We start from the raw sequence: 15,477 nt of genomic DNA on the forward strand, positions 1-15,477 counted from the left end.
TACGTTCCTTATTGTGCCGTCCAGCCCCCATCCACGGGAATCGAGGTGCCCGTCACATTATGGGCAATTGGGGCACAGAGCCACCGCGCAAGCGCGCCGATTTCCGATGGATCCGATGTGCGTTGCGAGGGCTGCTTTTCCGCTAATAGATCGGCGATGGCCTTGTCCCGATCGCCACCAAAGGTTCCGGCACGCGCGTCTATCTGCGGCTGGATGATTGCAGTTTCCGTCCAGCCCGGACAGATACAGTTCACCGTGACACCACCCGCAGATTTGCGTCCTTGGTTGGCATATTCCAACGCGGCCACCCGGCTCAGACCGACAAGGCCAAACTTGGCCGCGCAATAAGGAGCCTTTTCCTTGCTGGCGACGATGCCGTGCACGCTTGCAATGTTGATCACCCGACCATAGCCCCGTTCCGCCATCCCCGGCATCGCGGCACGCATGGTGTGAAAGGCGGCGGAAAGGTTGATGGCAAGGATCGCATCCCATTTTTCGGGCGGCATCTCGGCAAGCGGCGCGGTGTGTTGAATACCGGCGTTGTTCACCAGAATATCCACCCCGCCCCACGCCGCGACCGCGGCCATCAAATCGTCGATCTGTTGGGGGTGGCGCAGGTCGCCGCGAAAGAACTCGGCCTGTTGCGCTCCCTTGTCACGCAGATGGTGGCAGACCTCTTCGATTTGCGCATCCCCTGCAATCCCGTGCACCGCAATCCGTGCACCCGCCTCGGCCAAAGCCTCTGCGACCGCCAGACCGATGCCTTGCACCGACCCTGTGACCAACGCGGTTTTTCCTGCCAGTTCAGTCATTTACATGTCCTCCATCATCTTGCGCAGCTCGGTCTTGAGAACCTTGCCGTAATTGTTCTTGGGCAGTTCGGTGAGCGCAAAATAGTCCTTGGGTCGCTTGAACCGTGCGATCCGTTCAAGGCAATGCGCATCCAGCGCCGCCGTATCCATCTCGCCCTTGGCCACCACGAACGCGACGACATCCTCGCCCCATTCGGGATGGGGCCGTCCCACGACGGACACCTCGATCACCGAAGGATGGGTCAAAAGTGCCTCTTCCACCTCGCGCGGATAAATGTTGGTGCCCCCCGAGATAATCATATCTTTGGACCGGTCCTTGAGCGTCAGGAACCCGTTCTTGCTCAGACAGCCCACATCCCCGGTCTTGAGCCAACCATCGACCACCGTCTTGGCCGTGGCTTCCTCATTCCGCCAATAGCCCGGCATCACCGCATCGCCGCGCACCATGATCTCGCCAACCTCGCCTGCGGACAGGGGCAACCCGTTCTCATCGGCAATCGCCACCTCAACCACCGATTGCGCCCGACCAACCGAGGCCAGCCGCGCCTCCCAGCGGGGATGCGTGCGGTCCGACACCTCCTGACGGCTAAGTGCCGTAATGCACATCGGGCATTCGCCCTGTCCATATATCTGCACGAAAATCGGCCCGAAATGGTCCACTGCCTCGACAATGTCCGCCACGTACATCGGCCCTCCGCCATACACGATCGTGCGTAGCCCTTCGCCGCTTTCGCCCGATGCCGTGGCCACCATCGTGAGACGTTTGACCATGGTAGGCGCAGCAAACATGTGCACCCGCCCATGATGCCGTGCGAGGGCGAAAATCTCGGCTTCCTCAAATCCCCCACTGACGGGAAGCACATGACGCGCGCCCTTGAGCACATGCATCACGTTGTAGATCCCTGCCCCATGGCTCATCGGCGCGGCATAAAGCGCACAATCCTCGCCCGTCACCTCATCAACATCGGCAAAGTAGCTGAGCGCCATCGCCACCAACATGCGGTTGGTGATCATCACACCCTTGGGCCGCCCCGTGGTACCGGAGGTGTAGAACAGCCAGCACAGGTCTTCAGCGTCGCGCGGGGTCGCCGTTTCGAGCGGTCCATTCGCAATCGCCGTGGCCCAGACGGATCCGGTAACATCGACACAGGGCATATCGCACACATTACTTAGCGCGCCATGTAATCCCGGAGAGGTAAAGCACATGGCCGCATCCGCGTCTTTCAGAATCCACGCCGCTTCGCGCCCGTGCAGTTTCGCATTAATAGGCACAACAACAGCCCCAGCATACCACGCACCATATTGCGCGATCAGATATTCGGGCAGGTTCTTCATGAATATCCCGACCCGGTCACCCGGCGCGATGCCATGCGTGCGCAACCAACCGGCCACAGAAAGCGCCTTGGCATGAAAGCTGCCATAGGTTTCGACGCTATCCTCTCCCAGGAAAATCGCCGGGCGTTCCGGGTCCAGCCGCGCGGTACGCTCAAGCCATGACGCTATATTCATGTCCCATCCCTCCCTAACATGACCATAGAGCTATGCCGCGCCGTGTCCCAAGCGACAATTCGTAGAAATACGCCGCCCCTTGGCCTTTAAGACGGCTTGTGCCATCAACATGTCCATGGAACTGGACACCCTCGCCTTTGAACATGCCCCAGTGGGCCTTGCCATCCTGGAAAACCGCATCATCCGACGGTGCAACCTGCATTTTGGCGAGATGTTCGGCGAGGATCCTGCGGCCTGTGTCGATGTCTCGCTTGGCGAATTCTACGCCTCGGAGGAAGACTTTCAGTCCATCGGGGAACGCGGATTGGCCGCCATGCGCGAAAGCGGTCGGTATCACGACGAACGGGTCATGCGCCGGCGCAATGGCGAACTGTTCTGGTGCCGGGTGCGCGGCCAATCTCTTACCCCGGACAGCCCTTTCCAACGCGGAATCTGGTCCTTTGCCGATCTTTCGGACGAACGCCCGATTGTCGAGTTGACCCAACGCGAACGCGAAGTGGCGATCCTGACCTGCCGGGGCCTGACCTCCAAGGAGATCGGGCTCGAACTCGACATCTCCTATCGCACAGTCGAAGAATACCGTGCCCGGTTGTTGCGCAAGTTCGGCGCGCGCAAGCTGGCCGAGCTGGTGGCAAAACTCTCGGGCATGCCGCTCTGAGGCTGTTTTCTTTCCGCGTTTCCCCTCGAAAAACTGCGCACACATCCCTATTTTGCACAGTCAGTTCAGCTTTCATCGCCCGCGCTTTTCACCTATAAGCGCCGCAGGGGAAACCAACCAACGACTGGAAACGCGCAAAAGCGCCGCACAGGGTATAACAAATATGAGCAAATCCAATCACGAGTCCGATGTCGCCTTCATCAAGGCGCTGGCAGAACTTCTGCGCGAAAACGATCTGACCGAGCTTCAGGTCAAGCGCGACTACGGCGAAGATGACAGCCTGAACGTGCGCGTCAGCCGCCAACAGCCCGCGCCTGTCGCCGCGGCCCCCGTTGCAGTGGCCGCGGCCCCTGCCGCCGCTCCGGCACCTGCCGCTGCAGCTCCCGCGGCGCCGGCCGCAGGCGCGGCTGATGACCCTGCCAGCCACCCCGGCGCAGTGACCTCGCCCATGGTTGGCACCGTCTACCTTCAGCCTGAACCCGGCTCGCCCGCCTTCATCAGCGTTGGTGCGCAGGTGAGCGAAGGCGACACGCTGCTGATCGTCGAAGCCATGAAGACCATGAACCACATTCCCGCCCCAGCCTCGGGCACGGTCAAACGGATTCTTGTTGGGGATGGCGACACCGTCGAATATGGTGCACCTCTGGTTATCATCGAATAAGGCACTGACATGTTTCAGAAAATCCTGATCGCCAACCGCGGAGAAATCGCCCTGCGCGTGATCCGTGCGTGCCGCGAAATGGGCATCCAGTCGGTCGCCGTGCACTCGACAGCCGATGCCGACGCGATGCATGTACGCATGGCTGACGAGGCCATCTGCATCGGTCCGCCGCCGGGCACGGAAAGCTATCTCAACATGGCCGCGATCATCGCGGCCTGCGAAGTCACCGGCGCACAGGCCATCCACCCCGGCTATGGCTTCCTGTCGGAGAACGCCAATTTCGTGCAGATCGTCGAAGATCACGGCCTGACGTTCATTGGTCCGACCGCCGAGCATATCCGCGTGATGGGCGACAAGATCACCGCCAAGGATACGATGAAGGCGCTTGGCGTGCCCTGCGTGCCTGGCTCTGATGGAGGTGTAGCCGATCTCGACGCCGCGCTGAAAATTGGCGAAGAATTCGGCTATCCGGTCATCATCAAGGCCACGGCGGGTGGCGGCGGCAAGGGCATGAAGGTGGCCAACAACGCCACCGAGATGAAATCGGCTTTCCAGACTGCGCGCGCCGAGGGCAAAGCCAACTTTGGCAATGACGAAGTCTATATCGAGAAGTACCTCACTACGCCCCGCCATATCGAGATCCAGGTCTTTGGCGACGGCAAGGGCAACGCGGTGCATCTGGGTGAGCGGGACTGTTCGTTGCAGCGCCGCCACCAGAAGGTATTCGAAGAGGCCCCCGGCCCCTGCATCAGCGCAGAAGAGCGCGCCCAAATCGGTAAGGTCTGTGCCGACGCTGTGGCCAAGATCAACTATATCGGCGCAGGTACGATCGAGTTCCTTTACGAAAATGGCGAGTTCTACTTCATCGAGATGAACACCCGGCTTCAGGTGGAACACCCCGTGACCGAGGCCATCTTTGGCGTCGATCTGGTGCGCGAACAGATTCGGGTGGCCGAAGGTCTTCCCATGTCTTTCACGCAGGAAGATCTCGAGATCAACGGCCACGCCATCGAGGTACGGATCAATGCCGAACGGTTACCGAAATTTTCGCCCTGCCCGGGGCGCATTTCGCACTACCACGCCCCCGGTGGGCTGGGCGTGCGGATGGATTCGGCGCTGTATGACGGCTATTCGATCCCGCCATATTATGATTCGCTGATCGGCAAGCTGATCGTGCATGGGCGTGACCGCACCGAGGCACTGGCGCGTCTGAACCGGGCCCTGGGAGAGTTGATCGTCGACGGCATCGATACGACTGTGCCGCTGTTCCACGCGCTTCTGGGCGAGGACGATATTCATTCAGGCAACTACAATATCCACTGGCTGGAACGCTGGCTGGAAACCAACCTGAACGAAGGCTGAACCAAATGGGCGCGCGTCGGCATGGGTGAACTGACACCCGACCTGCTGATGCGCGCCTATGGCATGGGGGTGTTCCCCATGGCCGAGCATCGCGACGACCCCGAGGTGTTCTGGGTCGACCCGATCCGCCGGGGGATCATCCCTCTCGACCGCTTCCACATTTCACGGTCTCTCGCCCGCGCCATTCGCCACGCGGATTACACGGTCACGCTCAACCGTGACTTCTCCGGCGTCGTGGATGGATGCGCCAACCGGGCGGAAACATGGATCAACGCGGAAATCCGGCGCCTTTACATGGCTTTGCACGAACGGGGCGATGCGCATTCCCTGGAAATCTGGCACAATGAGACCCTTGCGGGCGGCGTCTATGGCGTGACGCTCGGGGCGGCCTTTTTTGGGGAGAGCATGTTCTCGCGGCGCCCCAATGCATCAAAGATCGCGCTGGCCTATCTGGTCGAACATCTGCGCCGCTGCGGTTTTACCCTGTTTGATACACAGTTCATCACAGACCACCTGGCCAGCCTCGGCGCGCTGGAAATCCCGCGGGCGGACTATCACAAGGCGCTGACTTGGGCGACGGGGCAGCAGGCCGATATCACGGCTCAGTCGTTGCCGTCCGCCTGGGATGTCTTGCAACGCAGAACCCAGACATCGTAGCGCGGGTGATCCAGCGCGTTGAGTGCGGGAGAAGAGGCAATCATCCATCCTTCGAAAACGGATGCCCCTTCGCCGTTGTTTTCCAGGATGGTGAGATAGGCATAAGCCTCGCCCGTGGCATTGTCCTCGGGGTGGCGGCATTGGGCCATGTCCACACGCAGCGCGCCGAAGTTCAGACTATAGCCGTTCTGCAATTCGAAATCGACCAGATCACCCGTCAGCTTGTCCAGCCCACGCAGCAGCGCACCTTCTGCGACCACGGCCCCGACAACGGTTTCGCTGGTGACATCACCTAATGGTTGGCGCAACGACTCAAAGGTCTGCGGTTCGATCTCAAGCGTTTCAACAACGATCTCTTGCGCGCTAGCCACAAACGGCGCGCAAATCGCCATTGCTGTCAGGAACCGCTTCATCCCTCTTCGTCCCCGCCTGTGACAAACTTCAACAAAAGCGAAACCAGGCTGACCGAGCTTTGCGTATCCTCGATCTCATCCCCTTCGGCGAAATTGAAGGGAGAGCCGCCCGGCAGGATTTCAACATAGTTCCCGCCAAGCAGCCCTTCGGAAGAGATCACGACCGCGCTGTCATCGGGAAGCTCAACCCCCTCCGCAACGGTAAACTCGGCGTCGGCGCGGAACGTCGCGGGGTTCAGGGTAATGTCCGTGACCGTGCCGATCTTGACACCGGCCAACCGCACATCGGTGCCCACGCTGACCCCTTCAATCGAACGGAACGACGCAGTGAGCGCATAGCCGGAGCCGTCACTGCGCAGGTTCGTGAACTGGCTGGCATAGACCAGAAACCCGATCGCCACGGCAACAACCGCAGCACCAACGGCAGCCTCTGTACGAACGGCCGACATGGTTTACTCGGGGCTCCACGCCTCGTAGTCGCGGCGCTCCTGCGGGGTGCCAGCGCGGATCGAACCGGCAGGTGCATAGGCCAATGCGGTACCCGACAGGTTTTCCTGATGCGGCTTTTCCCAGTCCTTGTGCTTGAGCGGCTTGTCGCTGGGAGCTTCGTCAAAAGTGTTGTGCAGCCAGCCATGCCAGTCGGCGCCGATCCGGCTCGCTTCGACTTCGCCGTTAAACATCACCCAACGCTTCGAATCATCGGCGTTGCGATAATAGACGTTGCCCTGATCGTCCTCGCCCACTTTGATACCCTTGCGACGCGTATAAAGCCGCGTGTTCAGGGTGCCACCGTTCCACCAGGTCAGGACGCTGTTGATCGTGCTCAGAATGCCCATGGATGCCTCCGCAAATTCCCCTTCCATATGAACCATTCCGCACCAAAGGTCCAGTGGTCGCCGAAAGGGAAAGGGGCGGACAAATTGCCCACCCCTCTCAAATTTCTTCCGTTTAACCTCAGCCCGCCGTTGCGGGCTCTTTCTCGGCTTCACCGTGAATCATCAGCGGCGCAGCGGCCCCGGTCGCGGCCTCTTCGTTCACGACAACCTCGGTCACACTATCCATACCCGGCAGCTCGAACATCGTGTCCAGCAGGATGTCTTCGAGGATTGAACGCAAGCCACGGGCGCCCGTCTTACGCTCGATGGCGCGCTTGGCGATGGCCTGAAGAGCATCATCCGTGAAGGTCAGCTGTGTGTCTTCGAGTTCGAACAGGCGCTGGTATTGCTTGACCAAAGCGTTCTTGGGAGCGGTAAGGATCGTGACCAGCGCGTCTTCGTCCAGATCTTCTAGCGTTGCCAGAACCGGCAGACGCCCCACGAATTCCGGGATCAGGCCGAATTTCAACAGGTCTTCCGGCTCAAGATCCTGGAAAATCTCGCCCACGCCACGTTCATCATTGTCGCGCACGTCGGCGCCAAAGCCCATGGCGCTGCCCTTACCGCGAGCCGAGATGATCTTGTCCAGCCCGGCAAAGGCACCGCCGCAGATGAACAGGATGTTGGTCGTGTCCACCTGCAGGAATTCCTGCTGCGGATGCTTGCGCCCGCCCTGCGGCGGCACGCTGGCCACGGTGCCTTCCATCAGCTTCAGCAGCGCCTGCTGCACGCCCTCGCCCGAAACGTCGCGAGTGATCGAGGGATTTTCGGACTTGCGGGTGATCTTGTCGACCTCGTCGATATAGACGATGCCGCGCTGCGCGCGCTCGACATTGTATTCGCTGGCCTGAAGCAGCTTGAGGATGATGTTTTCCACGTCCTCGCCCACATACCCCGCCTCGGTCAGCGTGGTCGCATCGGCCATGGTGAAGGGCACATCAAGGATTCGCGCCAGAGTCTGAGCCAGCAGAGTCTTACCGCAGCCCGTCGGGCCGATCAGCAGGATGTTGGATTTCGCCAGTTCGATATCACCGGATTTCGACGCGTGGTTCAGGCGTTTGTAGTGGTTGTGCACCGCCACCGACAGCACCCGCTTGGCCATCGCCTGACCGATCACATAGTCGTCCAGAACGTTGCAGATCTCGCGTGGGCTGGGAACACCTTCCGAAGCCTTCAGCCCACTGGCCTTGGTCTCTTCACGGATGATGTCCATGCAGAGTTCGACACATTCGTCACAGATGAACACCGTCGGGCCCGCAATCAGCTTGCGCACCTCGTGCTGGCTCTTACCGCAAAAGCTGCAGTAGAGGGTGTTCTTGCTGTCTCCGCCGGAATTGTTCGCCATATCCTACCTTTCAGGCCCTGTGAAGCCGCCCGGTTTCCCGTTTGGCGCCCGCGTTTCAGCCAGCTTAGGCCAGCCGTTTGGCGGGTACAATGTGAAATTGCCCCGCGCGCTGTGCATGCGCGGGGCGTCACGCATCAGCTCTCAGCGTCGTCACCCTTGGCGCGGCTTTCAACGATTTCATCAATCAGGCCGAACGCCTTGGCTTCTTCGGGCGACATGAAGTTGTCGCGCTCAAGCGCGGCTTCCACGTCTTCCAGTTTCTGGCCGGTGTGCTTGACGTAGATTTCATTGAGGCGCCGCTTAAGCTTTAGCGTTTCCTCGGCATGGATCATGATATCTGTCGCCTGCCCCTGGTAGCCACCCGAAGGCTGGTGCACCATGACCCGGCTGTTAGGAAGCGAAAAGCGCATTCCAGCCTCACCCGCAGTCAAAAGAAGCGAGCCCATCGACGCCGCTTGACCAATCACGAGGGTCGAAACCTTGGGTTTGATATATTGCATCGTGTCATAGATCGATAGGCCCGAGGTCACGACGCCACCGGGGCTGTTGATATACATGCTGATTTCCTTCGAGGGATTCTCGGCCTCCAGGTGCAGCAGCTGCGCAACGATCAGGCTCGACATACCGTCATGCACGGGACCGTTCAGGAAAATGATCCGCTCTTTGAGCAGGCGGGAGAAGATATCGTATGCGCGTTCGCCCCGGCTGGTCTGTTCCACCACCATGGGCACCAGGGTATTCATATATGTCTCGAATGGGTCTGTCATATCCGCCTGCCTGTTGTTCGCCTGGGGCCATCAATTGGCTCCCTCCCCCAGAGTCTTAGTGCTGCGCAAAAGGGGCTGCAAGACCAGCAGACAATTTTAGGGTTAACACCCGGTAAAGCTCCTGTGCGCGGCGTTAGCGGTACGACACTCTTGTCCCTCACAAACCGCGCTTCTTTTCCAACAAAAAAGGGCCGCCAACCGGCGGCCCAGTGGAGAAGTCTGTGATCCAGCTTAGCCGAACATGTCGCTAGTGATGCCCGCGTACCAGCCAACCGATTCCTCGAATGTGCGTGCGCGCAGCTCCGCACTCTCACCGGTCGCCGAGATAAACCCGTCAACCTTGGCAATCTTCTCGTCGGTCGCCTCATAGGTCGCCCCCACCTTGACTCCGTCTTCGGTGTCGATCAGCGACCAGCAGGTGTTCGAGAACTTGGCAGGGAAAACCTTTGACCCGGTCAGCGCGCCGCGAATGGCCATCGCCGCCACCTTGGCCTGGCTGTTGGCCGAGAACCCGGATTTCGGCATGTCGCCCTGCGAACTCGCATCGCCCAGTACGTGAATATTTTCGTCCGCGCGACTTTGCATCGTATGCGGGTTCACCGGCGCCCAGTTGCCCTCGGTGATCTCCGCCATCTCGCAGATACGCCCCGCCTTCATGGCCGGGATCACGTTACAGGCATCAACCTTGGTCACTTCACCATCAATGCTCACCGTCATCTCGTCAGCGTTCACCTCTACCACATCGCCCCCGAAATCCGGCCCGATCCAGTCGATCATGCCGTCGTAATGGTTGGCCCAACCTTCCTGGAAAAGCGCCATCTTCGAGAATTTCGGCTTGGGATCGGCAATGATGATCTTGGCCGTCGGGTTCTTTTCTTTCAGAACATGCGCCACCATCGACACGCGCTCATAGGGTCCCGGAGGGCAGCGGAACGGGTTCGGCGGGGCCACCATCGCATAAACACCGCCCTGCGGCATCGACTCGATCTGCGCCTTGAGCAGCTCGCTCTGCGATCCAGCCTTGTAAGCGTGGGGCATCTTGTTCTGCTTGGTAACATCCCAGCCCTGAACCGCCCCATCGACAAAATCGATCCCCGGCGACAGCACAAGCCGGTCATAAGGCAGTTTGCCGCCCCCGGCGAGGCTCACCATCTTGGCGTCACGGTCGATCCCGATGGCCCAGTCATGCACTACGTTGATGCCATACTGGCTGGCCAGCGTGCCATAGCTATGCGCAATCGACGACAGCTCGCGGAACCCACCGATATAGAGGTTCGAAAAGAAACAGGTGTAATAGCTGCGGGTCGGTTCAACGAGGGTGACGTCAATCTCGCCCTTGCTGCCCTTGGCGATATAGCGTGCCGCCGTGGCCCCGCCTGCCCCGCCGCCAATCACGACAACGCGCGGCTTGCCATGGCTCGCGCCCATCACCATCGGAGCCGTCAGAGCGGTCGCCGCCGCAACCCCGGTGCCAATAAATTTACGTCTGTTCAATGTCATGTTTTTCTCCTCCACAAGAAAACAAAAAAGCGCCCGAGGATTACTCGAGCGCGCCAAAATAGGATGCCAGTGCCGCGATCTCTTCATCCGAGAGCCGCCCGGCCATCATCTGCATCACCGGGTGTTTACGAATGCCCCGTTTATAAGCATGCATGGCGAGGACAAAGTCTTCGTCATACCATCCCGTGATCACCGGAATGCCGTCATAATCGCCGCTGGTCTGGTGACAGGTGGTGCATTCCGTCGACAGGTATTCGCCGTAATCCGGATCCCCTACGATGGCGAGAATTTCCGGTGACAACGCCACTTCCTGGGGCACGGCGGTTGGTGCAGCTTCGGGAATGTCCTGCGGGCTGGATGAGAACTGACGCAGATAGGCGAGCACGTCGCCGCGATCCTTGGCCTCTTCCATCCCCGAGAAATTCATGTTGGTGCCGCTCACCAACAGCTTGGGGTTGGTCAGATAGGCGTCAAGATTGGCAAGGTTCCAGACCATGCCATCGCGCCGCGCGCGGTTGATGCCTTCGGAATAGGCAAAATCTTCGAACTGGGCGATCTTGCGGTCGAAAATATTGTTGAGATGCGGCCCCTCGCCTTCGCCCGTGCCATGGGCCGCGCCATCACCAACTTCGTGACAGCTTCCGCATTTCTGAAAAAACAACCGCTCACCACGATCGGTATCCCCGATCGCGGTGGCGGTTTCCTCGGCCTGGGCCGCGCCAACCAGCGCCGCCCAGACAAAAAGAGCTACTCCTCCAAAGCGCACTGTTTACTGCACGCTCTTGAGGTATTCGAGGACGGCCGCGATTTCCTGCTCTTTCTTCAGTCCAGCAAAGGACATCTTCGTGCCCTTGAGATAGGCTTTCGGCTTGGCGAGGAAAGCAGACAGTTCGCCTTCGCCCCATACGGCGCCGGCTTCACCCAGCGCCGCCATGGGCTTGGAATACTTGAAGCCTTCAACCACCCCAACGGGTGCGCCAACGATACCGGTCAGCACCGGACCGGTCTTGTTCTTTGCGCCCTCGCCAACCTGATGGCAGGCCTTGCACTTCTTGAAGACCTTTTCACCCTTTGCCACCAGCTCTTCGTCAAGAGCGGCCACCGCCGCTTCTTCGACTACGGGCGCAGCTTCCTCGACCTTGGCCTCTTCCACCACGGCTTCTTCGGCAGGCGCGGCAGAAACTTCCTCGCTACCCTCTTCTTCAGGGGTCACATCCAGAACGGCGGCGCGCATGGTGATCTCGACGCTTTCCTTGCAGTTGCTCATGCAAGGCTCGGCCTTCCAGAAATGCTTCTCGCTGGTTTCGCGGTCATCAATGATGAACCCGCCAGCGTTGGGCATTTCGACGTCGAGGAAATTCTCGTTCGAAAGCTCGAAATCGTCATCCACGAGGTCGTTGGAATAAAGGATATAGGCCACGATGGCATAAACCTCATCCGGGGTGAGCGACTGCGCGTTGCCAAAGGGCATCGAGCGGTTCACGTAATCCCAGGTGGTCGAGAGATACGGCCAATAGGAACCCACGGTCTTGAGCGGATCGTCATGGTTCAGCGTATCCATGCCCCCGGCCAGCTTGGGCCAGTTGTCCACGCCTTCGGCAAAATCGCCGTGGCAGATCGCACAATTGTCGGCAAAGACTTCTTCGCCGGTGAACACGTCACCCGAGCCAACCGGCAGGCCCGTGCCATCGGGCGACACGTCCAGATCCCATGCGGCGATCTCGTCGGCCGTCGCAGGGCGGCCAAGGCCGTATTTCTCGGCCAGCGCAGGCGCGACCATCAGGGTCGAGGCCAGCGCGGTCCCCGCGACAAGCTTAAGAAACTTCGACATTTTCTGCCTCCCCGTTTGCCTTGACCCACCAGGTCTGGATGCAGTTGTTGTGATAGATCGAATTCAGGCCGCGCGTCTCGCGCAGTTCGGCCTTGGTCGGCTGGACATAGCCCGAGCTGTCGCGCGCCCGCGACTGCAGGAACATCTCTTCGCCGTTCCACTCGATATCGAGATAGAAGCGCGTCAGCGCCTTGTCGGTGCCCGGTGCGGCGAGACGGGCCTCCTGCCAGTTCTTGCCACCATCAATTGATACGTCCACGCCGGTGATCGCGCCACGGCCCGACCATGCCAGGCCGGTGATGACCAACGGACCTTTGCCGTGCTTGATCGGTGCTTGCGGGCTGGGCGAGGTGACAACCGATTTGGCGTCCATGACCCAGGTCCACTTGCGGCTGGTGCCGTCTTCCAGCGTGTCGGTGTATTTGCTGGTTTCTTCCCGGCTTTCAATGGCTTGGTTGGTCACTTCAATGCGGCGCAGCCACTTGACCCACATGTTGCCTTCCCAGCCCGGAACCACGAGCCGCACCGGATAGCCGTGCTCCTTGCGCAGCGCCTCGCCATTGGCCTTGAACGCCACCAGAACATCATCCAGCGCCTTTTCCATCGGGATCGAGCGACCATTGCTGGACGCGTCCGCGCCCTCGACATAGACCCACTTGTCCTTGAGATCACCCGCCGCATCCAGACCCGCCTCTTCAAGCAGTGTGCGCAGGCTGACGCCCGAGTATTCCATGTTGTGGATCATGCCATGGGTGAACTGGGCGCCGTTGAGCTGTGCCCCGGCCCATTCCATGCCCGTGTTCGCCGCACATTCGCAGAAATACACATGGTTTTCGCGCGGGAACCGTTCCAAATCTTCGTAGGTGAACACCAGCGGCGTGTCGACCAAGCCGTTGATCATCAGACGGTAATCTTCTTTCTTCAACTCGATCGCCCCCGAATGGTGACGTTCAAACGCGCAGCCCTGCGGCGTGATCGTCCCGTCCAGCGCATGGATCGGGGTGAAGTTGATCGAACTGATCGTGTCAGCGGTGAGCCACTCCACATTACGACGCACAACATCGCTCTCGTACTGGATCGGTAGACCGTAAGGGGTGGCGTCAACGCCCTCACCCGTAGCCTGTGCCCATTCCTGCACCTCGGTAATAAGCGGATCACCCGCTGCCTTGGCCGCACCCGCAGCCACGGCCCCTGCCCCGGCTGCCGCCGCGCCGGTCAGAAACTGACGGCGCGAGGGCTTCATGCCTTTGAAGCTCTCAGTCATCTGGCTTTGCCTCCTAAAAATATAAGGGGATTTGAAGAGGACGCGGAATTACGCGCCCACCACTTTCACATTGTCGCGCGGGGTCACGTTGACCGTGCCCAGCTTGCGGATATGGTTTTCCACCACGTCCCAGATCTGCGGTCCCTCGGTGCCCTCGTTGACCGAGGCCCAACCGGCGACGTTATAGGTCTTGGCCGGATCAATCGCCTCGCCCGTGCTCAACAGGGTCATCTCGCTGATCCGCTCGCCCTGCGGCTTGTTGATGTCGATGCGATAGCCCATGCCACCAATCCGCACCATGTCGCCGCCCTGCTGGTAATAGGGGTCCGGGTTAAAGATGTTGTCGGCCACGTCCTCAAGGATTACCTTGATGAATTCACCTGTCATCTCAGTGCGATAGGCTTCACCATAGCTCATCGAGGTGACGTTCCAGATATCCTCGCGGGTGATGTCCTGACCGGGCACGATGCTCGGCCCCCAGCGCACGCCGGGGCTCATCGCTATGTCCGCTTCCCGCTCGGAAATGAGCGCATCGCAGATCAGGTCGTCCCATGTGCCGTTGAAGTTGCCGCGGCGGTAGAGCAGGCTGTCAGCCTGACCGATCACCTCGGAGAGCTGGTCGGCAAACGGCGCGCGCTGTTCATCAATCAGCTTGGTGATCATCGGGTCCGGCGCGATCACGTCCGAGAAGATCGGGATCAGCTTGTGCTTCAGGCCCATCATCTGCCCGTCGCGCACGTCAAGATCGACGCGGCTCACGAACTTACCGTTCGATCCCGACGCGATGATATGGGTTTGACCAACCAGCACCGGCTCGGGCAGCGCGTCGTGGGTGTGACCTGACAGGATCACGTCGATACCGGACACGACGCTCGCCATCTTCTTGTCCACGTCGAACCCGTTGTGAGACAGCACGACCACCACGTCGGCACCCATGCCGCGCACTTCGTCCACCATCTCCTGCATGTTCTCGTCACGGATCCCGAACGAATACTCCGGGAACATCCAGCGCGGGTTGGCAATCGGCATATACGGGAACGCCTGCCCGATCACGGCAACCTTGGCGCCACCGCGCTCAAAGAACTTGTAGGGCTTGAACAGTTCGGCCGGCTCGTCCCACTCGGCATCAAAGATGTTCTGACCCAGGGCGGCAAAAGGCAGCCCCTCGACGATCCCGTTCACCCGCTCGGAGCCAAGCGTGAACTCCCAGTGGAAGGTCATCGCATCCGGTTTCAACGCGTTCATCACGTTGACCATGTCCTGACCTTCGGTCTGATAGCAGGTATACGAGCCATGCCACGTGTCGCCGCCATCCAGCAGCAGCGCATCGGGGCGATCCGCACGGATCGCGTTGATCACGGTCGAAACCCGATCAAGCCCACCCACACGCCCATAGGCCTGCGCCAGCGACGAGAAATCATCATAGGTCAACGCATAGGCCGACGGGCTGCCGTCATTGATGCCATAAGCCTTGCGGAAATCGGCGCCGGTGATGTGGGGGACCTGGCCCTTGTTCGACCCGACCCCGAGGTTGACCGACGGTTCGCGGAAATAGATCGGCTTGAGCTGGGCATGGATATCCGTGACGTGAATCAGGGAAATATTGCCGAAGGTCTCAAATTCCAGAAGCTGGTCCTGCGTCAGCGCCTGCTGCGCGGCCAAACGGGCCCAATTGCCAAAACCGCTGGTGCCCAGCATGGCCGAAGCAGCCATGGAGACCTGGAGGAAATCACGACGGGAGATCATCAGGAACAAGCCTTTCCAAGTGTCAATGCGACATACATTCGCATGTGTGAATTTGTTTAAGCAGAAAAACCCGCGCC

General features: G+C 59.9%; 16 protein-coding genes. 4 read left to right on the top strand and 12 right to left on the bottom strand.

Features of this window, described 5'->3' with window-relative positions; all coding sequences use genetic code 11:
- Positions 1-8: 8 nt before the first annotated feature.
- Together BMZ35_RS15845 and BMZ35_RS15850 are read right to left on the bottom strand one after the other, a co-directional pair.
- A complete protein-coding gene (locus BMZ35_RS15845) occupies positions 9-812 on the bottom strand; it encodes a 3-hydroxybutyrate dehydrogenase (RefSeq protein ID WP_093094850.1) in 804 nt (267 codons plus the stop codon).
- Entirely contained in the window at positions 813-2,321 is a 1,509-nt protein-coding gene (locus tag BMZ35_RS15850; RefSeq protein ID WP_093094851.1) for a class I adenylate-forming enzyme family protein, read from the bottom strand.
- Positions 2,322-2,442: 121 nt separating this feature from the next.
- Here BMZ35_RS15850 and BMZ35_RS15855 point away from each other — a divergent pair, with 121 nt between their 5' ends.
- The 4 genes from BMZ35_RS15855 to aat all read left to right on the top strand — a co-directional run bounded on the left by BMZ35_RS15855 (position 2,443) and on the right by aat (position 5,659).
- On the top strand, positions 2,443-2,979 hold the full coding sequence (locus BMZ35_RS15855) for a helix-turn-helix domain-containing protein (protein ID WP_093095140.1): 537 nt from the start codon (positions 2,443-2,445) through the stop codon (positions 2,977-2,979).
- Between the two features lie 163 nt (positions 2,980-3,142).
- Entirely contained in the window at positions 3,143-3,640 is a 498-nt protein-coding gene (accB, locus tag BMZ35_RS15860) for an acetyl-CoA carboxylase biotin carboxyl carrier protein (RefSeq protein WP_093094854.1), read from the top strand.
- A gap of 9 nt (positions 3,641-3,649) precedes the next feature.
- Entirely contained in the window at positions 3,650-5,002 is a 1,353-nt protein-coding gene (accC, locus tag BMZ35_RS15865) for an acetyl-CoA carboxylase biotin carboxylase subunit (RefSeq protein ID WP_093094858.1), read from the top strand.
- A 21-nt stretch (positions 5,003-5,023) separates the two neighbouring features.
- Positions 5,024-5,659: a leucyl/phenylalanyl-tRNA--protein transferase gene (gene aat, locus BMZ35_RS15870; RefSeq protein ID WP_093094861.1), complete on the top strand. Its 636-nt coding sequence runs from the start codon at positions 5,024-5,026 to the stop codon at positions 5,657-5,659.
- On the opposite strand, the gene BMZ35_RS15875 is transcribed toward aat, so the two are convergent.
- The 10 genes from BMZ35_RS15875 to soxB all read right to left on the bottom strand — a co-directional run bounded on the left by BMZ35_RS15875 (position 5,605) and on the right by soxB (position 15,400).
- Positions 5,605-6,072: a DUF2155 domain-containing protein gene (locus tag BMZ35_RS15875; RefSeq protein ID WP_093094862.1), complete on the bottom strand. Its 468-nt coding sequence runs from the start codon at positions 6,070-6,072 to the stop codon at positions 5,605-5,607. The genes aat and BMZ35_RS15875 overlap by 55 nt on opposite strands.
- Positions 6,069-6,521 (bottom strand): outer membrane lipid asymmetry maintenance protein MlaD, encoded by a 453-nt coding sequence (gene mlaD, locus BMZ35_RS15880; protein WP_093094866.1) that lies wholly within the window; start codon positions 6,519-6,521, stop codon positions 6,069-6,071. Before mlaD ends, BMZ35_RS15875 begins: the two co-directional genes overlap by 4 nt.
- Before the next feature lie 3 nt (positions 6,522-6,524).
- Positions 6,525-6,908 (bottom strand): NADH:ubiquinone oxidoreductase subunit NDUFA12, encoded by a 384-nt coding sequence (locus tag BMZ35_RS15885; protein WP_093095142.1) that lies wholly within the window; start codon positions 6,906-6,908, stop codon positions 6,525-6,527.
- A gap of 118 nt (positions 6,909-7,026) precedes the next feature.
- Complete coding sequence (gene clpX / locus BMZ35_RS15890) at positions 7,027-8,292, bottom strand: ATP-dependent Clp protease ATP-binding subunit ClpX (RefSeq protein WP_093094868.1); 1,266 nt, start codon at positions 8,290-8,292, stop codon at positions 7,027-7,029.
- A gap of 134 nt (positions 8,293-8,426) precedes the next feature.
- Positions 8,427-9,059 carry an ATP-dependent Clp protease proteolytic subunit gene (locus BMZ35_RS15895; protein ID WP_093094870.1) on the bottom strand — a complete coding sequence of 211 codons (633 nt, stop codon included), beginning with the start codon at positions 9,057-9,059 and terminating at the stop codon, positions 8,427-8,429.
- A gap of 231 nt (positions 9,060-9,290) precedes the next feature.
- Positions 9,291-10,559 carry an NAD(P)/FAD-dependent oxidoreductase gene (locus BMZ35_RS15900; protein ID WP_093094874.1) on the bottom strand — a complete coding sequence of 423 codons (1,269 nt, stop codon included), beginning with the start codon at positions 10,557-10,559 and terminating at the stop codon, positions 9,291-9,293.
- Between the two features lie 40 nt (positions 10,560-10,599).
- Positions 10,600-11,325, bottom strand: coding sequence for a c-type cytochrome (locus tag BMZ35_RS15905; RefSeq protein WP_093094878.1), 726 nt, complete (start codon positions 11,323-11,325; stop codon positions 10,600-10,602).
- A gap of 3 nt (positions 11,326-11,328) precedes the next feature.
- Positions 11,329-12,390, bottom strand: coding sequence for a c-type cytochrome (locus tag BMZ35_RS15910; protein ID WP_093094883.1), 1,062 nt, complete (start codon positions 12,388-12,390; stop codon positions 11,329-11,331).
- Complete coding sequence (gene soxC / locus BMZ35_RS15915) at positions 12,374-13,654, bottom strand: sulfite dehydrogenase (protein ID WP_093094886.1); 1,281 nt, start codon at positions 13,652-13,654, stop codon at positions 12,374-12,376. Before soxC ends, BMZ35_RS15910 begins: the two co-directional genes overlap by 17 nt.
- 48 nt (positions 13,655-13,702) lie before the next feature.
- A complete protein-coding gene (gene soxB, locus BMZ35_RS15920) occupies positions 13,703-15,400 on the bottom strand; it encodes a thiosulfohydrolase SoxB (RefSeq protein WP_093094889.1) in 1,698 nt (565 codons plus the stop codon).
- Positions 15,401-15,477 lie beyond the last annotated feature (77 nt).

This window comes from Shimia aestuarii (assembly GCF_900114635.1).
GTDB classification, from domain to species: Bacteria; Pseudomonadota; Alphaproteobacteria; order Rhodobacterales; family Rhodobacteraceae; genus Shimia; species Shimia aestuarii.